This window comes from Vibrio sp. QJM3NY_21 (assembly GCF_057785975.1).
Genome location: NZ_CM173514.1, coordinates 854,787 through 877,661, shown reverse-complemented (window position 1 = coordinate 877,661; position 22,875 = coordinate 854,787). Strand labels below are relative to the sequence as shown.

At 42.6% G+C, this 22,875-nt stretch carries 19 protein-coding genes and 1 pseudogene; 6 read left to right on the top strand and 14 right to left on the bottom strand.

Going from position 1 to position 22,875, the window contains the following annotated elements:
• Positions 1-175 precede the first annotated feature (175 nt).
• A complete protein-coding gene (locus tag AC3CID_RS19630) occupies positions 176-1,063 on the top strand; it encodes a LysR family transcriptional regulator (protein ID WP_237288880.1) in 888 nt (295 codons plus the stop codon).
• Here the strand turns inward: AC3CID_RS19630 and AC3CID_RS19625 are convergent.
• Positions 1,055-3,736 (bottom strand): bifunctional acetate--CoA ligase family protein/GNAT family N-acetyltransferase, encoded by a 2,682-nt coding sequence (locus tag AC3CID_RS19625; protein WP_237288879.1) that lies wholly within the window; start codon positions 3,734-3,736, stop codon positions 1,055-1,057. The two genes, AC3CID_RS19630 and AC3CID_RS19625, sit on opposite strands and share 9 nt — an antisense overlap.
• 216 nt (positions 3,737-3,952) lie before the next feature.
• Here AC3CID_RS19625 and AC3CID_RS19620 point away from each other — a divergent pair, with 216 nt between their 5' ends.
• Positions 3,953-4,516 (top strand): SPOR domain-containing protein, encoded by a 564-nt coding sequence (locus AC3CID_RS19620; RefSeq protein ID WP_004730988.1) that lies wholly within the window; start codon positions 3,953-3,955, stop codon positions 4,514-4,516.
• Between the two features lie 179 nt (positions 4,517-4,695).
• Positions 4,696-5,691, top strand: coding sequence for a D-alanine--D-alanine ligase (locus AC3CID_RS19615; protein ID WP_065206115.1), 996 nt, complete (start codon positions 4,696-4,698; stop codon positions 5,689-5,691).
• A 221-nt stretch (positions 5,692-5,912) separates the two neighbouring features.
• Here AC3CID_RS19615 and AC3CID_RS19610 read toward each other — a convergent pair whose 3' ends face one another.
• Positions 5,913-6,881, bottom strand: coding sequence for a tyrosine-type recombinase/integrase (locus AC3CID_RS19610; protein ID WP_488527959.1), 969 nt, complete (start codon positions 6,879-6,881; stop codon positions 5,913-5,915).
• Between the two features lie 100 nt (positions 6,882-6,981).
• Here AC3CID_RS19610 and AC3CID_RS19605 point away from each other — a divergent pair, with 100 nt between their 5' ends.
• Together AC3CID_RS19605 and yciH are read left to right on the top strand one after the other, a co-directional pair.
• Complete coding sequence (locus AC3CID_RS19605; protein WP_004730993.1) at positions 6,982-7,350, top strand: DUF3319 domain-containing protein; 369 nt, start codon at positions 6,982-6,984, stop codon at positions 7,348-7,350.
• Between the two features lie 3 nt (positions 7,351-7,353).
• A complete protein-coding gene (yciH, locus tag AC3CID_RS19600) occupies positions 7,354-7,665 on the top strand; it encodes a stress response translation initiation inhibitor YciH (protein ID WP_009845368.1) in 312 nt (103 codons plus the stop codon).
• Positions 7,666-8,727: 1,062 nt separating this feature from the next.
• On the opposite strand, the gene AC3CID_RS19595 is transcribed toward yciH, so the two are convergent.
• From AC3CID_RS19595 to AC3CID_RS19585, 3 genes and pseudogenes are all read right to left on the bottom strand, one after another.
• Complete coding sequence (locus AC3CID_RS19595) at positions 8,728-10,023, bottom strand: anti-phage protein (RefSeq protein WP_488527958.1); 1,296 nt, start codon at positions 10,021-10,023, stop codon at positions 8,728-8,730.
• Positions 10,024-10,028: 5 nt separating this feature from the next.
• The gene (locus AC3CID_RS19590; RefSeq protein WP_473578218.1) at positions 10,029-11,120 is read right to left on the bottom strand and encodes a nucleoid-associated anti-phage protein; all 1,092 of its coding nucleotides are present in this window, start codon (positions 11,118-11,120) and stop codon (positions 10,029-10,031) included.
• 201 nt (positions 11,121-11,321) lie between these two features.
• Positions 11,322-11,546, bottom strand: a pseudogene (locus AC3CID_RS19585) (hypothetical protein); the annotation flags it as partial.
• Between the two features lie 385 nt (positions 11,547-11,931).
• Between AC3CID_RS19585 and AC3CID_RS19580 the strand changes: the two are divergent.
• Positions 11,932-13,239, top strand: a complete 1,308-nt coding sequence (locus tag AC3CID_RS19580; protein WP_488527957.1) for a GGDEF domain-containing protein — start codon at positions 11,932-11,934, stop codon at positions 13,237-13,239.
• An 830-nt stretch (positions 13,240-14,069) separates the two neighbouring features.
• Here the strand turns inward: AC3CID_RS19580 and AC3CID_RS19575 are convergent.
• The 9 genes from AC3CID_RS19575 to AC3CID_RS19535 all read right to left on the bottom strand — a co-directional run bounded on the left by AC3CID_RS19575 (position 14,070) and on the right by AC3CID_RS19535 (position 22,725).
• Positions 14,070-14,222, bottom strand: a complete 153-nt coding sequence (locus tag AC3CID_RS19575) for a YoaH family protein (protein WP_004731009.1) — start codon at positions 14,220-14,222, stop codon at positions 14,070-14,072.
• Between the two features lie 41 nt (positions 14,223-14,263).
• The gene (locus AC3CID_RS19570) at positions 14,264-15,394 is read right to left on the bottom strand and encodes a conjugal transfer protein TraF (protein WP_145565385.1); all 1,131 of its coding nucleotides are present in this window, start codon (positions 15,392-15,394) and stop codon (positions 14,264-14,266) included.
• A 50-nt stretch (positions 15,395-15,444) separates the two neighbouring features.
• The gene (locus AC3CID_RS19565) at positions 15,445-16,332 is read right to left on the bottom strand and encodes a DUF2861 family protein (protein WP_017082176.1); all 888 of its coding nucleotides are present in this window, start codon (positions 16,330-16,332) and stop codon (positions 15,445-15,447) included.
• Entirely contained in the window at positions 16,332-16,991 is a 660-nt protein-coding gene (gene vxrB, locus AC3CID_RS19560) for a response regulator transcription factor VxrB (protein WP_009845363.1), read from the bottom strand. The genes AC3CID_RS19565 and vxrB overlap by 1 nt, the downstream gene beginning before the upstream one ends.
• Positions 16,966-18,438, bottom strand: a complete 1,473-nt coding sequence (vxrA, locus tag AC3CID_RS19555; RefSeq protein WP_102462008.1) for a sensor histidine kinase VxrA — start codon at positions 18,436-18,438, stop codon at positions 16,966-16,968. Before vxrA ends, vxrB begins: the two co-directional genes overlap by 26 nt.
• Before the next feature lie 356 nt (positions 18,439-18,794).
• Entirely contained in the window at positions 18,795-20,174 is a 1,380-nt protein-coding gene (pntB, locus tag AC3CID_RS19550) for a Re/Si-specific NAD(P)(+) transhydrogenase subunit beta (RefSeq protein ID WP_017079246.1), read from the bottom strand.
• A gap of 10 nt (positions 20,175-20,184) precedes the next feature.
• The gene (gene pntA / locus AC3CID_RS19545) at positions 20,185-21,735 is read right to left on the bottom strand and encodes a Re/Si-specific NAD(P)(+) transhydrogenase subunit alpha (protein ID WP_237288875.1); all 1,551 of its coding nucleotides are present in this window, start codon (positions 21,733-21,735) and stop codon (positions 20,185-20,187) included.
• 300 nt (positions 21,736-22,035) lie between these two features.
• Positions 22,036-22,317, bottom strand: a complete 282-nt coding sequence (locus AC3CID_RS19540) for an HlyU family transcriptional regulator (protein WP_004731023.1) — start codon at positions 22,315-22,317, stop codon at positions 22,036-22,038.
• Between the two features lie 39 nt (positions 22,318-22,356).
• Entirely contained in the window at positions 22,357-22,725 is a 369-nt protein-coding gene (locus AC3CID_RS19535; protein ID WP_004731025.1) for a late competence development ComFB family protein, read from the bottom strand.
• Positions 22,726-22,875: the final 150 nt, after the last annotated feature.

Sequence of the window (22,875 nt, the reverse complement as noted above, 5' to 3'; positions counted from 1 at the left end):
TATTGGATCTAAATGATAATTACTATTATTTGCATTTAAATAATTTTCAATCTTATCAACTAATTCATAATTAATAATCTTAAATATCTGTATTAAAAAGACTTTTACAGTTCCATTCATAGCCTGAATGCTTCTGTTTTTGTGATTCAAGTCTCATTTATAAAGTAGGAAAGCTATGCATAGTCCAATAACACTTGAAGCATTACACATATTAGATGCCATTGATCGTCGTGGGAGTTTCGCAGCTGCAGCGAATGAACTGGACCGAGCGCCTTCTTCATTGAGTTATCAAATACAGAAGTTAGAGCAAGACTTAGATATCATGATTTTTGATCGCTCAGGCCACCGTGCAAATTTCACGGAAGCGGGGCAGTTAATATTAGAGCAAGGTAGAATCATTCTTGGTGCCACTGAACAACTCGTTAACGATGCGAGTATTCTTGCTAATGGCTGGGAGCTAGATTTAACCATTGCCTTTGATGGCATCATTCCTATTGCCAATTTCTTCCCGTTGGTCGACGAACTAGGGAAAATCAGCAAAACACGTGTTCGCTTACAAGAAGAGATCTTAGCCGGATGTTGGGAATCCCTGACAGATGGCCGAGCCGATTTATTGGTATGTCCCAAGCTCGACACGATTCCAAACGATATGAAAAGTGACATCATTGGTAAGATGGAAATGGTATGGGTTGCTGCAACAAACCACTACGTTCATAAGCGCTCTGGCGATTTCGATCAAAAAGCGAGGGAAAGTTACAGGGTTATTGCAATTGCGGATACTGCACGCGATCAACCGGCATTAAGTATCAATATTCTAGAGAAACAACCCCGTTTAACCGTAACGAGCTTCCCTGCAAAGGTGGAGGCTCTAACAACTGGATTAGGGATTGGCACCTTACCGAGTGTTATTGCCGAGCCTTTGATTGAATCTGGCGTTCTACAGCAGATTTCGGGTACAGAACCACAGCCGATCGATATCGTCATGGCTTGGCGACGCAACAAAATGGGCGACGCCAAGTCTTGGTGTATCCAACATCTTAAAAAGACATGGGCGTTAAAGTAACGGTAACACCATATCTGCAGTACCATCTTCAAAACTGATATCTAGCTCGAAGCCGAGCTTTTGAGCTAGTGTCAGCATCCCTCTATTCGTTGGCATCGTCATGCCCGACATCTGTTTAGTCTGCTTCGCACGGCAGTAATCAATAACCTTAGTCATAAGAATACGACCTAAGCCGACACCTTTCAGATCGGAACGTATCAGAATCGCGAACTCGGCATCGGTGTTCTCTGGGTTAATTAGCGCTCTCGATACACCAATAATCGCAGGCACACCTTGTTCCTTACGAACCACCACAAACGCGATTTCTCTATCAAAATCAATCTGAGTAAAATTTGCCAATGCCTCATGGTTGAATTCACCAACATCACTAAAGAAACGCTTATAAAGATCCTCTTTAGAGACGCGATTAATAAAATCGGCATGAAGCGGTTCATCTTCAGGAAGAATAGGGCGTAGCAACACTTCGGTGCCGTCCTTGAGTACGATATTCTCTTCAAGCTCGACCGGATAAGGGCGAATCGCAAGACGTTCTTGTGGATCGCCTTCGTACGCTTTCAAGATGATATCGGCATCTAATATCGTGAACTTGTCACCATTGGCCAGTACTGGGTGGATATCCAAATCATGTATTTCGGGGCAATCCACTACCATTTGCGATATACGAACCAGCAACTCAGAGAGACCTTCAATGTCGATCGGGTTAGGCAGTTTTTGCAGGCGAATCTTGCCACTTTTTATCGCCCTAATGATCAAGTAACGCGCCAGTGTCATGTTAAGCGGTGGGAAAGCAGCCGCGGCATCAATTGATTCGTCCCACTCAGAGCCACCTTGGCCAAGTAAAATGATAGGGCCAAAGGTTTCATCCGTTGTAACCTTAACTCGCAGTTCTTGGCCGCCTGCAAGCTTGGCCATACCTTGAATCAACAAGCCATGGATATGAGCAGTAGGGAACGACAATTGAGATCGATCGAGAATTGCCTGAGCGGCATTCGCGACTTCACTACTGTTTCGTAAATTGAGCATCACACCTTGAACGTCCGACTTATGCGCAATGTCTGGCGAGCGAAGTTTTACGGCGACCGGGTAACCGATCGTTTCAGCAATGTGCACCGCTTCACTTGGGTCGGAAGCTATCCAAGTTGGCAACACATCAAGATTGAAGTGCTTGAAAAACTGGCTGTTTTGATGGGTATCAAGACTAACTGTTTCTTTATCCAGTAGTTGGCGCTCTATCCAATGTTTGGCATCTGCCAAGTCTTCAATGTGCACTTTTTCTGCCGTGGTCGGCGTTTCCATTAACTGACGTTGGTTGCGTCTGTACTCGACCAAGTGCATGAATGCGACCACTGAACTTTCAGGCGTTCGATAGGTTGGGAAACCCGCTTCCGTAAACAGCTTTCTCGCTGGCCTTGCGGTTAACTCCCCAGACCAATTCGTTAAGATATTAAAGCGCTTGTGGCGAGGATGCTTTTTAATCGCCTCAATAATTCGCTCTGCTGTTTTGGCTGAATGTGCGACCGCAGAAGGGCTGTGCATGATAAGAATGGCATCCGCTTCATCACCATCGAGCAAGATGTTTATGGTGTCGATATAGCGTTGATCGCCGGCATCGCCAACAATGTCGATAGGATTGCTATGAGACCAACTCGATGGCAAAACCTTACTGAGTTTATCGAGCGTATCTTCAGATAATTCTGCGAGCTTACCGCCGCGGTCAAATAGGGTGTCCACGGCCATAATTGCAGGGCCGCCACCATTGGTAACAATAGCCAAACGCTCGCCACGCAAGGGCACTGAATGAGTCAGTGTCTCTACCGCAGCAAACAGTTCATGTAAGTTCTTAACTCGTAACATACCGCTACGTCGGATCGCAGAGTCATAGATAATGTCTAAGGTATCGGCACCACCGGTATGTGCCATGGCCGCTGCTCGGCCTTTCGCGGTACGCCCGCCTTTTAGTACTAGAATTCGTCGATTGCGTGACGCTGCACGCGCTGCAGAGATAAAGCGCCTCGCATCAGTAATGCTATCGACATAAAGCAATATCGCTTCGGTGTGAGAATCGGTACTCAGATAATCCAAGAGTTCCGAGAATTCAATGTCACTGCCATTGCCTATCGAGATAAACGCTGAGAAGCCAATCTCTTTGTCGTTCGCCCAATCGAGAATCGTGGTACACACTGCAGCCGACTGAGAAACAAAGGCGATTTTACCTGGCAGCGCAGTTACCGGAGAAAAAGAGGCATTCAAATTTAACCAAGGGACAATAATCCCCAAGCTATTGGAGCCAAGCACCCGAATGTTGTGTTTTTTAGCAATCGCTAGGCATCGTGCATCATACGTTTCGCCATTATCGCTTTGTTGCTGCATGTCGGAAGAAAGCACAATGACAGAGGCTATGCCTTTCTCGGCCAGCTCTTCAAAAATGGCCACATTACGGGTCGCATTGGTACAGAGAATCGCAAGGTCAGGCACGATAGGCAGTGACAAAATGTTCTTGTATGAGAGTACGCCTGCCACCGAGTCATATTTTGGCGTAACGGGCATCACCGCACCTTTAAAATCCCCATGCAACAAATTGTTCATGACGATATATCCCGCGCGCGTTTCTCGTTGAGAAGCACCAACAACAGCGATTGAACGGGGTTTAAGGAGGGGATCAAGATGATTCATAGACATATCCTAGCAATGCACGTAAGTTCATCGTAACTTACTTTTCACTCGCGGGTTGATGGCAAATTCACCGAATTCAGATGAATAAGCAAACACTGCATAAAGTTTGTGAAATAGGTCACCCACTAATGGTGTATAATCTCAAAGTTAACTTGATTCTAAACCGACGTATCGGCATGATTTATAGTAATTATTATTAAGGATATAGAGCTTTCCATGAAAAAATTTGCAATTGTGACTTTGCCACTGCTCTTGGCTGCATGTGTATCTGACGACTACGTTACAAATGTAACTTCAGATAGTTATCAAGAAGAGTACAAAACGGCAAAAGTTGAAGCTCCAGTTGTATCTCAATCTGAGCAAACAGGCGTTGTTGAAGAAAACGTTGTCAACGTGATCAGAACCGAACCTGTTGAGCAGAAAGTCACTCAAACGACTAAAGCTAAGCCAGTTGCAGTAGTAACAGGCCCAACGAAGAAACAACAAGATATGAACCAGCGTTTTGGTTACACGGTTCAAGTTGTTGCTGTTGGCAGCCAGAGTAAAGTCGATTCTTTCGTGAAAATGCTACCTACGACTTCTCAACCAGTTTGGGAAAACTACAAAATGGTTAACGGCACTAAGTGGTTCACCGTACTTTACGGTGATTACGCAACACGCTTAGAAGCTAAAAAGGCAATCTCAACGCTGCCAACCACTTTCCAAAACTTGAAGCCGTTTGTTAAGAGCATTGATGACATCAAGAACTCTGAATACCCAACGCTTAACAAGTTGAACTAAGTTTTAATTCAGAAAGAGGGAGCAAATGCTCCTTCTTTTGTTTTAAGACCAGCAGTTTTGTTTAATAGTTAATCGCTCGATCTTTCGAACACAATTTTAACGTTCAAAACACTGTACCTATTTCGACTTTTGTTTATCATTGAAGTCAGTATTCCTAGTTTCAAGGACCGAATTTACCCATGAACACCATTAACATCCTTCTACTTTGTGGCGGTGGATCTTCAGAGCATGAAGTCTCTTTAATTTCAGCCAATTACCTTTTTGAACAACTGAATAGCGTTGCAGATTTTAACGTTGTCAGAGTTGAAATTAAAAACGAAGGCTGGTGTCTTGATTCAGGTGAATTGGTTTATCTAGATATCAATAATCAAACCTTACGTGGCGACAACCTCGAGTCTAAAGTCGATTTCATTGCGCCTTGTATTCACGGCTTCCCGGGTGAAACCGGTGACATTCAATCATTGTTTGAAATGGCTAAGATCCCGTACTTAGGCTGTGGTTCTGAAGCGAGCAACAACAGCTTCAACAAAATCACTTCAAAGCTTTGGTACGACGCACTCGGCATCCCAAACACGCCGTATCTGTTTTTATCAGACAACAACGACCAAGCTCATTCACAAGCGACTCAAGCTTTTGAAAATTGGGGCAAAGTGTTCGTGAAGGCGGCTCGTCAAGGTTCTTCTGTAGGTTGTTACCAAGTTAACCAAGTGGAAGACTTAAGCGAAGCGATCAATAAGGCGTTTACCTTCTCTGATCAAGTGCTGGTTGAGAAATCAGTTGTGCCTAGAGAGCTAGAAGTTGCCGCTTATGAAATCGATGGTGAGCTACACATCAGCAAACCGGGCGAGGTGATTGCACCTAATGGCGCATTTTACTCTTACGAAGAGAAATACAGCTCAGACAGTCACTCAATTACCGAAGTTGAAGCAAATAACTTAACAGACGAACAACTAGAGTTAATTGCAGACAGTGCACGCAAAGTATTCACCCAAATGAAGCTTCGTCACTTGTCTCGTATCGATTTCTTCTTAACACAAGACAACGAGATCTACCTGAATGAAGTCAACACCTTCCCAGGTATGACACCAATTTCCATGTTCCCTAAAATGGTTGAACATGATGGCCACAAATTCAGCCAGTTCCTAGAGAACTGTGTGAGAACAAGCATTTCTTAGTTGTTCCAAAATATCTTAGCGAGTCTTACACCACTGGCTAAATAAAAAATAGCGCCTTGAGCTTACCCGCCAAGGCGCTATTTTTTTAAGAGTCCGAGCTTTTTTTTTTAAAGCCAGTCGTTTATTGATCACACCGTTTTTTAACTAGCTGTCTATTAAAAGCTAACTATTCAAAAAGTACAGCCAAGGTACTATTGGTTTAATGCCAACAGGTAGTCAGTTTATTGCCAAGGCACTAGTGTTTTAAACTTCATCTTCTCAGTCTCAGCCGTCCCCGAGTAACCCACATATTGCGCAGGCATTGCAGGGCTGAGCCAACGACCAAAATCCTGAATCTCCCTCACCTTAAGACCTTGTTTTGACAACTCTTGTGCGGCACCCACACGAATCGAATTCCCTGAAAAATGGTGGTTTTCTGCGAGTTGAAGTAGGTCGCTTGCACTTCTTAATATCCTGTAGATCGACGAATCATCTAAAGGTTGCAGACTAATGTTCTCATGCTTGTCTATAGCACGAAACACGGGTAACTCGTCTTGTGTCCCAGTAAACGCAAACCAACGCTGAAGTGCAGCACTTGTTACTTGCGACAGCCGATACACTGAATCTTTTATTGTAATCTGGTAATCGTTTTCAACGCACTCGACATTACCCATTGATAACGCCTTAAGTTCTGACCGTTTTAAAGCACACTCAAACATCACATTATAAATGGCGATGTCTCTGATCTCTTTTAAGCTCGATTTCTCATTTGAAAGTAACGTGTTTAACTCAGCGAGGTGTGCAGATGTCATGGCATTGGTTTGCTTAGCGTCGCCAGCCATTTGAGCTTGCAAGTGGAGCAGGGCAAAACGAACTTGTCTATGCTTGATTGGGTTGGCAAAGCTCAACACAGTATGCAACAAACTAAGCGTTGCAGTGTAACGTTTTAAAGATGCGTATTTTCTGTCACTGGATTCCGTCTCAAGAAAACGACGAACAGCAGTAATAGAGGCTGGGAGAGTGTTGATACGGTTTTTAGTACAGAACGCATGGTAGCGATTCCAATCACTGTAGATACCCAGCAGTGAGTTACGAGAGTACTGATATCCTGTTAACTCATCTATAATTTCAATTGTCGCGTGCCTGTTCAATTTTTCAACAAATGAATTAATTGTCACAGAGTCGGTTAAAATAGGGACTTTTTTTCGCAAATTACCGTACCTCGACAGGTGTTTTTACCATATTATGCTTGATATCATTATAAGTATACTTATGATTAATACAGTGAAAACAAAAAGATGATTAATAGATATGGCTAATTCAATTTACCGTAGCGTCCATCTGCAATCGATGGATGCGAATAACACCATTTGGCGTGCTAAGTTAAAAAACAATGTTATTCAGGGCAACCTAGCTGCCGTGAAGAAGAGTATTGATTGGTGGATTGACACGGCGTCTATTATTGACCCTAAAGAGTTCACTGCATTAAATAAGTCGAGAGGAACTGGTGGCCTAACTGAAAACTTCAACGGCTATCAGATCAAAAATGACACCGGTGAGCCTAACGCTTGGTATTGCATGTTTAACGGGCGTCTTATCAAAGGCGGCAAGATTGCAATCCAGCGTCATATAGAAGCTTACTTACTCGCAAAACAAAAAGCAGAGCAACAAAAGAAGTAATTTATGAGCCTAGTATATTCAACAGAAACAGGTCGCATTAAACCTGAAGAAGAGAAAGTCCAACGTCCTAAAGGCGATGGTATCGTTCGAATCCAAAAAGAAACCAAAGGCCGTAAAGGCAAAGGCGTTTCTATCGTAACGGGCTTAGACCTAGATGACGCACCATTAAAACTAATGGCAGCGGAACTCAAAAAAGTGTGTGGCTGCGGCGGCTCAGTAAAAGATGGCAACATCGAGATTCAAGGCGACGCTCGTGACAAGCTCAAAGCGCACCTTGAAAAGAAAGGCTACAAAGTTAAATTTGCTGGCGGTTAAGCTCTAACTAATGCCAGGGGTAAAATCGAAGATTATTATCACTGGTTATTAGGTATTTTATGGTAAATAGCCAATATGGTTAAATACACAGTATAATTCAGAGAATATCGACACCAAATAAAGGCAGGGCATCACACAAAGATACCTGCCTTATAAACACCAAAACCAATTTAACATAACGTACATAATACGCAGTGATGGTGTAAGCGCAAAGTTGTAATGTCACTATTTTCCAAAGTTATTCTTATCATCGTTTCCCTTAAACCCTTAATACAACTGGAGCCTCAAGCGTATTGAGTTCACCAGCATTCTCTAAACGCTCTTTTAACCCAATCATTATACGTGTGGCCAACATCTACATGATTCGTTAACACAAAGCCGATCAACGAGAACATTTGTTCTGTCTGTCTGACTTACATCTTCTTATACTCATAATTCAACGCGCTGTGTGTAAACCTTGTGGGCATTGCTGTCGTTTCTTTTTCAGATTTCACACACGCCACCGTGTTTCTTGTTGGCTACACACGTTGAATTCTGTTTTGAGTTATCCGCTAAGCAAGTTAAGTTTTCTCGCACGAGCTCGTCTGTAAACTTCCATGCTGAGTTTTTAAACCAAACTTACAGCTCGCTCTAAGTTTATGTTTGTTGGCTAGATTGTTGGATTACTCTGTGTTCCTCAGATCTACGTAATGTCACGAATAGACATGTTTACATGGACTAAGTTACTTTACCGAAACTCACAAACATCCACGCTCGCGGTTATTTGCCCTTAGATCATCGTTGGAATAGATTTAGGGTTCACTTTGACCGTGCTACCTTGGTCACGTTGAACGACGCGAGTTTAATCCGAAAGAATTGCTCAGTTTTGCGTATTTGCGCGACGAACATCGTCAGCTCGTCGTATGCCAGCGCAACCTTAGGTGCCGACTAAATTCAAATAAGACTAGGTGCAACCCTCAGACAAAATAACGTTATTCGCTCTCCAACTCACTTATTCAGTCAGGATTTAACCTCGTCAAAAGTCAAAAACTAAGATAGAGAAACATGATGCACCTTAACCTATTAGGCTGTAATTTTAGCTTTGAGCCAACTAAAAGCCATTTTTGAAACTTCTGTACCCCAAACCCAAGCTGATTCTACTTGGCTGGAGTAATCAGCTCTTAGCACTAATATAAACATCATGAGTGCTAACCCAAGACCAGCCCAAAGCATCCACTGGGACATAGTATCGATAAAATCGACGCTTTCGTTGGCTTTCTTTAATTGGGAATTGAGCTTCTCTTGTGCCTTTTTTGCATGTGATTTGACTTCTTCAGCTTCAGTCCTTGATTTTACATAATGTCCTAATGCTCTATCAAAAGTATCTTTAAAATGCTCTAAGTTTTCCCGGATAAGTTGATTAGATTTAGTGATTAATATTTTAGTCATCACAATTCCTATAACAATCGCTACAACCCCTAAGAAGTTATTTGTCCGAGCTAAAGCACCGATAGCAACCATAACTCCTGGTAATGCGAAAGCTTTCGTTTGTGAAGAAGTAATTAAATCCTGAAGCTTACCCACAAAGCTTAAATGTTGTTCATCAATCTCTCTAAGCTGACTATCTACAGTGAATCTATTCACATAGATTTCATAGTTTTCACTATACCTGTCATGGAATTTTTTTGTATTTGATAAAAATATTTCAAATGGATTATCGCCGTCTTCCATTGAAGACATAATCTCAGCGAAAGAAACCAGCATGACGCTTTGTCTATCTTTTGTTTGGGCGTCCTCTAGATGCCAGCTCCCGTGTAAACGGTCGTACCTGGCCTTATCGCAATCTAATTCAAGCTTATCAATTACTTTTAAGTCTGCAAAAGGACTTATCTTATAGGGCTTAGTCTTGCCTTCTTTATGGTGCACGAAGAATACAAAAACATTATTCTCTTGGGTATGGTCTGCCATGTCAGATAGCAGCTCAACCCACCTTGCCACTTGGATTACTTTTTTTAATAGATCATCATCGTCGATATCTTTTTCCGATAACTTTTTATCCAAAATACAAAAACTAGATGGGATGCATTTCTTTTTGACACAGAGCCGAAGGAAGTTATCTAAAGTCGAATAGAAGAAAGCTTCACACCCGTTTGCCCAATGCTCATTACCCGCCTCAAACTCAAGGCAAAGCTTCTTGTCTAATACCTCTAATTCACATGAGCTATTGACCTCTCTTAAGGCTTTCAAAAGATGGTCAAAATCCTTACATTCAGCTTTACTCGCATCAAGCTCGAATGCATAAAGGTCTATTTCTTTGTCATACTCTGTTTGCTCACCATCCTTGATGAATGAGCTAAACAGATGACTTGAGTCATACATCAGACTTAATCCTTGTCCGGCAATGCTTCCAATAATTCACGATGCTGATCTTCATCTTGTACTTCTATATAAATAGTTCTAGTCTCGGCATCGTATCGAATGCTCTTGTCTACGTCATCAGAAGCGCCAAGAGCACTTTTCTTGATTCGGTAAAAATATTCCTGCCCTTTTTGACCCTCAATATTGGTTGCTTTCTGCAACTGCCCTCGGGTTACATCGAAAATCTCACTAATTTTGAAACCATTTTCATTGATGTATTCCACGAAGTTTTCAGTTGTTGAATCGTCATGGCCTTCAGGGAGATTCGCAATAACTCTTCTAGCGATACTATTGACACTAATTTGCTCGCCTTTCTTATCATTAATCAATAATTCAACTTCGCCTTGAAGCTTACGAATATGTGCTCCTCTTAAGCCTAGAGTCTTCGCAAAACCTTCTATCGCATCAAAAATACTGGATACACTCACAGTATTGTCGATCATGTCATTCGTGCCAAGAGCTTCTCGAAAAAACTGCCCTTTAGAACGGCCCGATATAAACCTCAGATATGCCTTGTCTTGGTGCTCTGCGACATGATCTGGATATACATAATCGAACAAAGTTAGGTCATACAAAACAGCTTGTCGTAATGTGTCTACATCAATAGATTTGAATCTCTTCGGAACAAGTCCTTCACCGAAATCAAATACATCTTTTTTATCTACCATAACAACTAAAAGGCGCCCAAGATCTTCTTCTTCACCCTCATTACAATAGTGAACAAAAACCATGTGTCCAACTTGAGTATTGCCACGCCCATCCTCGTTTAGCGAAGACTTGAGCCTTTCCATCATACTTTTAGTCGTGCTTTCAAACACCCCCTCATCTCCACTATTGAAATTGGTCAATAGTGTTGGTATTGAGTTTCTTCCTTTATCCACACTCAAAAAGCCGTAAGTTTTTGACTTACGACTAAATTTCTTTTCTATTTCTTGAACAAAATTAAGAGCATGTGCATTTCCATTATCCCAGACGTCTCCAAACTCAAAGTCGAAGCGGCCATCACGTTTATTAACTTCTGCAGCAATTGCATTTATCACAACTAATGGAGTTGCCATATTCTATCCAACCAGTGAATCAATAAAAATTTTGTGGATATTATCATGCAAGTTTCAGATTTAACTAGGATTTAATCACGTGATTACTTTTTAATTTAGCCATGATCTAGTGATAGATTACCCATTATTAAGAGGAGGTTAGTTGGCCACCAAACGTGTGATGTCTGTTTTCAAAGCCGCAATTGTGCCAAGGCTTGAGACTCAACTTGTAATAAGTGCAATGATTAACGCATCAAGGAAAGCCTTCAATCGAGATGAGTAGTATTCAAGTAGGTATCGCACCATAGCGCGCATGCCTAGCGTATCGACAACAACGGAACCTACGACAAACCAATAAGGGTTGGGGATGTTCTGCAGTGCATTGAAGCCTTGTTCGATATATGACGCGTAATTGGGAATGAAAGACAAGATGAGTGGTACGAACGCTCTCATAGACAACAAAGTGTTTCGATAAAATTGAGCTTGAAAAGTGACACTGCAACATAATTAGCCTTCCACTTTAATTGATGAACAGTAGCAGTGGCCTCGTGACTCGTTATCACGCCATAAAACCCGCACACCGCTCTGATTACAACAAACCAAGCCACTTTAAACTTAACTGTATAAATATACAGTTAAATTATTACCCCCGTAAAAACCGCACTTATTGAACAAATAACATTCAGAATCAAGGGGCTGCGTTCAATTTTTAAACTTGAATTTGGTCTAATGGTGCGCTTTCCTGTATAACCGTCAATTCTGGGTAAGTTCTGGGTGTAGCAATTTTATCAATGCTAATACTCTAATCTCCGATTGCGCCAACTCTAAGGCATTGCGCATTACATTCGAATCACGTGTACGGGTTAGTATCATGAGCGACAAAGCATTCCGAAAACTCAACATATTCCTTTCGATTTTTTGCCTAGCAATCACGCTAGTGTCGTTGATCTCTTTTAATACGCTCATGAATAAGAGCTACGTTATTACACCAGACAAATACCCTACACGCGTTAACACAGACAGAGACCACGATGGTGGCACCATAGGCTTATTACATAAGACAGAAGATGGAATTGAGTTACAGTGTGACTTTGAACGAACCTATAGCTTGCCCTTCTGTGAAATTGAATTCGTTATATCGACACAAGGTAAAGGGCTCGATCTCTCTACGTACGATTCGGTCACCATTAATATGGATTACCAAGGCCAAGAAGACCCAAGGTTTCGCTTCTACATTCGTAATTACGACAAGAATTACAGCGTGAAAGGCGATGCTATGTCGAACAAGTTCAATCGCTTAGACTTCTCGCTACCAGATAAAAACTACATCGACTTAAACTACTTCAACGTCCCTTTTTGGTGGATCGATCATTACAACCAACCTATTACTAGTAGCGCGGTAGACATTACAAACGCGGTTTCTGTTGAGCTCGGGCTCGGAGCCAGCACGCTTGATGGGCACCATTCAATTAAGATCTCGAGCATTGTTTTCCACGGTAAAATCATCAGCAAAGCTTTGTTAGGTGAACTCTTAATTGGATTATGGGTGACGTATGCCATCTGTTATGTAGGTTGTGCGTTACACATCGCACAGCGAAGCAGAACGCGTGTAGCAGAGCAACAACGGCATTTGACCGAAGAAATTGAAGAGCTCAAGGTAAAGGCAACAACCGATCCGTTGACCGGATGTAGAAACCGAACCGAAGCGTTAGATACCTTCTATGATTTCGAATGGCTGGCGCAACAAGGAAAAACCATTCACATCGCGTTGTTTGATTTAGACCATTTTAAGCAGATCAATGATCAACATGGCCATGAAGTGGGTGACAAAGTACTTATTCAGTTTGTCGCAACGGCGAACGAGAGCCTTGGTGAGCAGTACTTGCTTTATCGCTGGGGTGGTGAGGAGTTTCTACTCGTTTGCCTGGAACAAACTGCGCTACAGTGTAACGAATCTATCGATAATTTTTACCTAGCAATGGACCAAAGCCCTTGGCCTAAAGCGCTTAAAGTAACGGCTTCGACTGGAGTAACGCAGCTTAAGGAGCATGAATCGATACGCACTGCCATCAAACGTGCAGACAAAGCGCTCTACCAAGCGAAAGACAACGGACGAAACCAAGTCGTTACGTTTTATTAAGGCTCGCTAGACTGGACTGCAGTTACACATTCAACTCTGGGCCACTACACAATCAACTCTCTGCTAATACTCAATCAACAAGCCATTAATACCCAGTCGATATCTGCTCTCCACTTAAGCACCCATCAAATTTTTAACCGCTGACTAAACAAGCCCATAAGCTTTGCTGTCTCATCAGAACTCAAATCGATTCGTATGCCTATAAGCGCGCTGTCGCCATCTGCTATAACACCGTTTGCTAGAAAACCATCTGTAATAACGTCATCAATAGCATTCTCAGGTTGATATGTATCGTTCCTGAATCGCTCTATAAACAGCTCTTCCTTGCGCCTCTAAGCTTCCTAAGCACTTGTTCTTAAAGTCACATATTTGGCTCGTAAAGCTTGCGATAAGGGGTGGTAAGTCACTCGCGGTATCGGTTTTGAACATTACCGTCGTCACTTATCTCGCACTGTTTTTAGATGAAATCCTCATTTGTCTGCTTCTGAACATTCACGCACTCGTATCCTCTAAAAATAAAAGTTACAACGTTACTAGCCTTAAAAAACGCTATATATTGAACCACTTAGGCACAGCGACATAAATACTGACACCTAAAGTGGCAATTGTTTTACTTTCATATCTTGCTGTAATTTAATTACAACTCAAAGCCAAGGAAAGCCTGAAAAGTGGATTACTCCGACGTAACTGACTGAATATAAGGCATTTAAGGATTTTTGGAAGATCGGGTTTTAGGGTAACTAAAGAGTTCGGATGTACGAGATAATATACTAGAGGGTAATATATTTAGTTATAGTGCACTAAGGTGTTAAAAAAGAAGGGCTGATGCCCTACTCTTCTTTATTACTCATTTCTTCACGAATTTGCTCAGCAACGATTTTGATAGCTTGTGCTGTGCTGATGCCCTGAGTCATCATTTCTTGAATTCGTTCAACAGCTTTCTGTTGTTCTTCGTGAGAAAGGGTTGGTAAGTCGTTTAGCATGCTCTGCTCCTTTATTTAGGAGCAGAACTATATAAGGACTGTTAGTAACTAGCAAGGAAATTGATTGAAGCACCCATTGCATTTTCGTTTGTGTAGTTTGCACTTAGATCTAACTGGAACAAGTTGAGTGGCGAGATACCAATACCGGCTGTGACTGTTCCTTCCGAATCAGAGTAAGCTAGGTTCTTGTAGTACCCTCCCCTTAACTTAAGCTGACGCAGAAGATCGACTTCGGTACCAACACGAATCATCTGTTCGTTATCAGCAAACGAAGTAAACTTCTCAGCTTCATTCAAATCATAATCAACACTCAACGTAAAGTAGTCAGAAACGATACCCGCCCCTACAGTGTAAACAGGCTCTAATTTGTAGGCGTATTTGCCCCCAACTGAATGTCCGGGAACGATTTCTTTTGTAGAGTCTTTTGTCTCGATGTCTCGAGAGATTAAGTTAGTCGCTGCGAATCCAACTCTAAACGGGCCAAAAAACCACAGTGCGCCAGCATCAACGTTAAACGTCGTGTCACCATCACCATTTTCACGTACGTCAGATAAGTCATAGTCGTTTACCGACGCAACATAATTGTACGTGTAGATACGCTGGAGTTTTGGTGAGATGCCAAATGATAAGTGCTGCCCCATAAAAGTTTGATACTTCGCTAAGGATATACCAACTTCAGCGACTCCAATTGAAACCGCTTCTACTGCCGAACGCTGCAAATTATCCGCGTCACTTCCTGCCGTATACACATCTGGTGTTACAAAACTTTCAGTGTACGCTTTACCAAATATATTCGCAGCGACAAATTGATTAGGCAGTGCAAAAGCTACGACGCCACCTAAGTCAAAGTTCGCTTGATTACCATCAAGCTTCTTCAATCCATCTGTAATATCACTGCCTGAAGCATCAAGCACTGCATCGATGTTCGATTTCATGTCGTTGGGGTCGTTATAGCTACCACCAAAACTTGGCGTGATCATTCCCATATCATCGTTACGACGATAAATGGCAACAAGTGCTGGGTTATAGAATGGAGCGGTTAGGAAGTTTGCTGAAACAACACCAACACCACCCATCGCATCACCACGCGCTTCAATGGCGTAGTTTGCTGCTGAAAGAGGAAGACTGGCGAATGCAATTGATGCTGCGAGTAGTTTAGTCGTATTTTTCATGCCGTTTATCTTTGTTAGATCCCTTACATAGTTAACGGCTCAATTCTAAATTACTTTAACTCTTCTTCGCTAGAAATATCATAAGTTTTACTGATAGTTTGTGCTTGTTCTATCGCTATGTCACCTTGCCAGCGTGAATGCACCATTGAAACCGCCAAAACATAGCGATCATTTGGAAGTTCTTCGCCAGTGAGGTTCATTGGATAATCAGATTCATAGCTCTTGCCCCACACCTGCTCATAGTGTTCATCGACGTAATCGTACAAACCAATTTCGAGCTTAGGAAGCGGACAATAAGGGTTCAGCAGTTCTTTTTTATCGATGCGCCACGTGTCTTTTGATGCCCAACGAACTTGCTGACGAAAAGCAACGTCACCAAGAATAATCCAAGTACTCCATGAATTACCGCCATCGCCTTTCACACTTAAACGATACAGGCCTGACTCAAGTTGAGATGCTAAATTGTAACGCTTGCGGTATAGGCTCACCGATGCGTTGTTTACCACTTCACTGTCTTTGGTTAGCTCACTGTCCGATGAAACAATCTTATCGACCCATTTCTCGAAGGTAATATCTTGAATGTTGTTTTCGGATTCAACATCAATCGATACGCGAAAAGTATCTCGGCCAGGGCTTTGAATGATGTGTCTTTTAACGACGACTGAACTGATCCAATCTGGGAGTGTTTTTCTGGTGAGGGTTTTACCACAATCTTTGTTCAATGCTTGATCGAACAGCTCATTGAGGTGATCTTCTCGTGATTGAGAAGAGTTGATTTGCCAAACTTCCACTAGTGAATCAAACATCTGAGGTAAGTCATTATCCAACAGATGTTTATGAACTTGAGTTAGAGTATCGCTACTCTTAAACCAATCTGCAGCTTGCGCGGTATTCACCACGCAAGACAACATTAATAGTGGAAGTAAGGCTTTTTTCATTACGCTTTCATCTTGTAACCAACGCCACGCAGCGTTTCGATTTCTAGACCCGGCAGTTTCTGTCTTAGTTGCAGAACGTGCGTGTCTACCGTACGTGTTGTTGGGAAGTGGTTGTAACCCCATACATGGTCAAGCAGCTCATCACGTGTGAAAACACGGCCAAGGTTGCTTGCCAAAAATAGCAGCAGGTCGAACTCAGTACGCGTTAACGTGACTTCCAGTTCATTGAAAAACACTTCACGTGTCGCTTTATCGATAACCAGATTTTGAGCCATCACTTTTGATGCGTCTTGATCTTCAGCATCAGGCAGGCGTAACTGCGCGCGAATTCGAGCAAACAATTCAGCTTCAGCGAAAGGCTTAGTTAGGTAGTCGTTTGCACCTGAGTCTAGGCCCGCAACTTTGTCTTTTACTGTTACGAGAGCCGTTAGCAAAATAACTGGGATGTCTTTCTTTTTTTTCCAACCTGGAAGTGAATCTACTGAGTCACCATCAGGAAGTTGACGGTCTAGAATCACTAGGTCCGCTTGTTCCCAGTAGCCTTCAACTTCAGAGATCAGTTCTGCATGCAAACATTCATATCCAGCTTGCTCAAGGCTAACTAATAAACCGTCAGCTAAATTTTTATCATCTTCAACGAGAAGCAATGTCTGTTTCACAAGGTATCTCCAAAATAAATGTTGTTGGGGGGCCTATAAGCGTCATGTGACCGCCCATTTTTCCGACCATAGATTCCACTATCGTCAGACCTAAACCGAGTCCACTCTTACTTACGAATGGCTTTCTTAGTTGCCCCCAATCTTTGCGGGACAAGTCTCCATTATCTATAACTTTGAATGTCAGCTTCTTGTCAGAAGTATTCAGTTCTAGTATCACTGGTGCGACACCGTATTTCACGGCGTTCCTGATCAGGTTGTCGATGCACGTTCCTAACCAATATACGTTTATTTTTGCAGCAATATCTTTGTTTACACGGAGTTCAATGCCCGGTGCAAATTCTTCTTCAACTTTGTATTGAAGCCACTCTTCTACGCTTGGTACCCACTCTGTTGCGAGCGGTTGGTTGTCTGATTGCAAATAGTCTTTACTTGCTTCTGCCAACTGTCTTAAACGGCGTGTATCTTCACACAGCCTACGAAACTCATCATATACCGATTCTGGTAAGTGTTCGAACTCACGTCTGAACCCTTCAACCGTCAATGACAAACTTGCAATCGGCGTTCTTAATTCGTGCGTTAGGATTTGAAGCACCAGCATGCGGCTCTTCATCTCTTGTTTCTTACTGTTCCAACGGTAAACCGCCCACCCCAAAACAAGCATGATGTTGGCGAGCACCAAGATAAACATAGCGACTTGCAGAAGCTCTGAATGATCTTCTATCTCCCAACATACATTACCGCGCTGAACAAAACAGCTTTTGCCTTCTGAAGATAAACTGAACGATAAGCCGGCAAGTGTCGCGTTTTCATTCCAGTCTGATTCTTTGTACAGGTAATATCTGTCGCCGCGTTTTACCCACATTTCGTCAAGCTCGACAAACATGCTCGAACCGGCTAACAGTGCCGTGATGGCCTCACTGTCCATATTTTGTAAACGAGATAACAGTTCATCATGTTCAGTGTTTGGACGCTCTTGAATATGCATAAAGCGTTTCAAAGAGTCGAACTTGTCAGGATACTTCTCTACGTATCGCGCCGCATAAGAACCACCACCAGGGTGAATCAAGCCACTACGGCTAAACCAACGATCAGAAAGCTTCGTTCCTTTACACATTGCACGAGTAAAGACCAATGGTTCAGTGATCAACGGGCTTAACGGTAATTTCCCGCTACAGGTTTTTGATAACTGGTATAAGCGCTGTATGTCTTTTAATGGGTACTCTGCGGTTTGTGGCAGCATAGAAGACGGCATGATCAAACGTGTTGGATAATCAGCCTGCAACAATCGAATATCATAAGATTCGATTGCGGTTTCATGATCAAAGAGTTTGGTGAAATTATCGATACGCTCAGGTAAAGAGTCAGCAAGCGCGTTTGCAGACACAGATAACGTCGCGATAAGAAGAGTAAATGTTCTTTTGATGATCACAAACCAACGCAAATTCATATAGATCAAACAAATATATACCATTCGCTATCAAAGATAAATTTTTAACCGCATGAAAAACAGTGGGAATGGTGAGTTATAGCGATAAATTCCATCATATTAGGATTGTGTTGCACAGGCGTACTCGCTAGCTGATTGATGAATCCAGCCATCATTCGAATGGGTTTCCTTGCCCTGTTTGTTGTGGGCTTGGATTAAGACTAGTTCTGAGGATCAAAAAAAGGAGCTCAAATGAGCTCCTAGTCTGATTATTACATGGTGCTTAGAAAACACTTAGAAAACTATTAGAAAACCCCTCAGAAAACTCTTAGAAATCTTCTTAAAAAACTTCTTAGCAAGAGATTAGAAAGTGCTTTCTATAGATGTTCTAGAATGCCTAAACAACTCTGTTTAGCATCACCAAACAACATCTGCGTATTCTCTTTGAAGAACAGTGGGTTTTGCACACCGGCGTAACCTGTGTTCATCGAACGTTTGAACACGATAACATTCTGAGCATTCCAAACTTCAAGTACTGGCATACCAGCTATTGGGCTGTTTGGATCTTCAAGTGCTGCAGGGTTCACGGTGTCATTTGCACCAATAACCAATACAGTATCTGTCTCATCGAAGTCATCATTGATTTCGTCCATTTCAAGAACGATATCGTAAGGTACTTTTGCTTCAGCAAGCAGTACATTCATGTGACCCGGTAACCTACCAGCAACTGGGTGGATACCAAATCGAACTTTGATACCCTGCGCTCTTAGCTTGTCAGTGATTTCATGCACTGGGTATTGAGCTTGAGCTACTGCCATGCCGTACCCTGGAGTGATGATCACTGACTTAGAGTTTTTCAACATGTCTGCCACATCTTCAGCTGATGTTTCGCGGTGTTCACCCTGCTCTTCATCGCCATCAGACACAACGACGTCTTGGCCGAATCCACCAGCGATAACACTAATGAACGAACGGTTCATCGCCTTACACATGATGTAAGACAGAATCGCACCTGATGAACCGACTAACGCACCAGTTACGATAAGCAGATCGTTCGCAAGCATGAAGCCTGCTGCCGCTGCTGCCCAACCAGAGTATGAGTTCAGCATAGAAACAACCACTGGCATATCTGCGCCGCCAATCGATGCCACTAGGTGGTAACCGAATGCGAATGCGATAAGAGTCATCACCATTAATGCGAACATACTGCCGTCAGCTTTAACGAACATAATCATGAGCAATGTAGAAGCAACGATAGCCGCTAGGTTCCACTTATGCTTATGAGGGATGTTCAGTGCCGACGAAGAGATAACGCCGCGAAGCTTACCAAATGCAACAATAGAACCGGTGAAGGTTACCGCACCGATAAACACGCCTAGGAACACTTCCACTAAGTGGATAACGTGCTCTGCATGCGTTGCCGCTTCTGGTGCATCAATGTAGCTGTTGTAACCAACAAGTACCGCCGCCATACCTACGAAGCTGTGCAGAATTGCCACCAGCTCTGGCATTTCGGTCATTTCTACTTTCTTCGCGAAGTGGATACCAATACCACCACCGATCACCATAGCAATGATGATCCACACAATTCCTGCAGAATGAGGGCCAAAGATCGTCGCGATCAACGCGATTGCCATACCCGTAATACCGTAATAGTTACCTGCACGTGCAGATTCCTGTTTCGATAACCCGGCCAAGCTCATTATAAAGAATACAGCAGCAACAATATAAGCTGCTTGTACTAATCCTTCAGACATCTGTTACTCCTTAGTCTTTACGGAACATTTCAAGCATACGTTTGGTCACGGTAAAGCCACCAAAGATATTGATACTTGCAATTAATACGGCAATAAATGATAAGAATGTGACGACGCCACTTCCTTGTCCTATCTGTAACAGTGCGCCTACTACAATGATCCCTGAAATCGCGTTAGTTACGGACATCAGAGGTGTATGCAGAGAATGGCTTACATTCCAAACTACGTAATAACCCACCACACAAGCGAGAACAAAAACGGTAAAGTGAGATAAGAACGCAGCAGGAGCAACCGAAGCTATCCAAGCGAAAGCACCAACAGCAACCGCCATACCCGCCACTTTCTTAATTGGAGAGACAGGTTCTTGAACTTTTGGTTCAGGTCTCACCGCTTTAGGCTTAGCTTGTTGTTGTGGTTGAGCAGAAACTTGAATTGGTGGAGCTGGCCAAGTCACTTCGCCCTCTTTAACCACCGTTACGCCACGTAAGACGACATCTTCAAAGTCGATATTGATGTTGCCATCTTTCTCTTTGCAAAGCAGTTTCAGCAGGTTAACTAAGTTAGTCGCGTATAGCTGAGATGATTGAGTCGGCAGTCGACCAACCATATCGGTGTAACCTACCACTTTCACGCCATTAGCGGTTGTGATCACTTGATCTGCAACCGTGTATTCACAGTTACCGCCATTCGCAGCGGCAAGATCCACAATGACGCTACCTGCACTCATGCTGTCTACCATTTCTTTGGTAATCAGTTTAGGTGCCGGGCGACCTGGGATCAGTGCCGTTGTAATAATGATATCGACGTCTTTTGCTTGAGCCGCATAAAGCTCTTCCGCTTTCTTGTTGAATGCTTCAGACATCTCTTTTGCGTAGCCATCACCCGCGCTGGTATCTTCCTTGAAATCAACTTCCAAGAATTCAGCGCCCATAGATTCGACTTGCTCTTTTACTTCAGGACGAACATCGAACGAACGAACGATCGCACCCAAACTACCTGCAGCACCAATCGCCGCTAGGCCAGCAACACCCGCACCAGCAACCAATACTTTCGCTGGTGGAACTTTACCTGCCGCCGTAATTTGACCCGTGAAGAATCGACCAAACTCATGTGCCGCTTCAACAACGGCACGATAACCGGCGATGTTTGCCATAGAACTCAATGCATCTAGCGCCTGAGCTCTCGAAATTCGTGGAACAGAATCCATCGCCATCACGTTGATGCTACGAGTGGACAATTGTTCCATTAATTCTGGATTTTGAGCAGGCCAAATAAAGCTGACCAATGTTGCGCCATCTTTAAGTAGATCGATTTCGTTTTTAGACTCGTCAACGATCGGAGCGTTAACTTTAAAGATAATATCGGATTTCCAAGCTTCGTCTGCAGTAACAACTTTTGCTCCAGCTTGTTCATAAGCTGCATCTTCAAAACTTGCTAACGCACCTGCTTGTGATTCAACACAAACTTCAAACCCTAATTTTAGAAGCTGTTCTACCGATTTCGGCGAAGCAGCGACTCGCGTTTCACCTGCGAGTGTTTCTCTTGGTACACCAATTTGCATAGCGATTCCTTGACTATTGGCACGAATGACTTATTCGTTTGTATCTAACGACAACTAATACTTCAAGCGTTTTGTTCAAAGAACAGGAAAAGTTATTACTTATAACGATTTGGATGGAATTTGAGCGCTTCATTTGAAGAAATGACGACCGTCTCGAACTAAGAGGTCAAACCACTTGCAAATAATCCTTTAAATAACAACTTACTAGCTGTTCTTTGTCCCTAAAACTAAAAATAGCTTTCAGCATATACACTGAAAGCTCTCTAAATTATGACCAACATCAATTCTAACCCTATTTGGTTAGCTAAATATATTGTCGCCCATTTGGTCGATGAACATCTGCGATTTTTTTAGCATCAATTCATCGGCATCTTGTTTGTTTGAAACAACATCTGAACGAATAAAACGATGAGTTTTGATTTCACCGTCGAATTCTTTCTCGATTCGCCCAGCAACACGGTATTGACCAGATTCTGCAATGGCATCTTGATAGATATTGAAACCTTTATATTCGACTGGCTCAATCTCTACTTTTTGTTCGGTTTTTTCTTTGCCACCAAATAATCTAGAAAAGAATCCCACGTTTTTTACTCCTTAAATGACCGTATTAACCCTAAACTATCACGACTGTTTACGGTTCAACAATGGCTTTTCATACCACTGCAATTCTACGTCATCATCAAAATTGTGTTGACTAAAGATAACGGGCACATTGTCGTCACGTTCGCGTCTTCTATCGTCAATGATCATACTTTCTGCATTCTTGACCGCGATCTCACTATTTCGTTTATAGAGTACCAATTTGTCTTCTGGCAATGCCGAAAGAAAATCGATATCGAAACGAATATAGATGGGCTTAAGTTGACCTAAAGCCAAACACGCGAGATCAGCCAACTGTTCGTTGTTATAACTAGACACATACTCCTCGGTAGCCAAGACCTGACCCACCAGCGTTTCCATATAGTTGTGAACATCAACACTAATTTGCATACCACACCTCCATTTGTAGCTATCACGACAGATCGAGTTCTAGCCTGATTGGCAACGACCTACATATTGTTACCTTACTATACCCTACTCATTACTACAGATTTACTAACTGCATGTTAACTAACTATAACGACTAATTAATTTCTCATA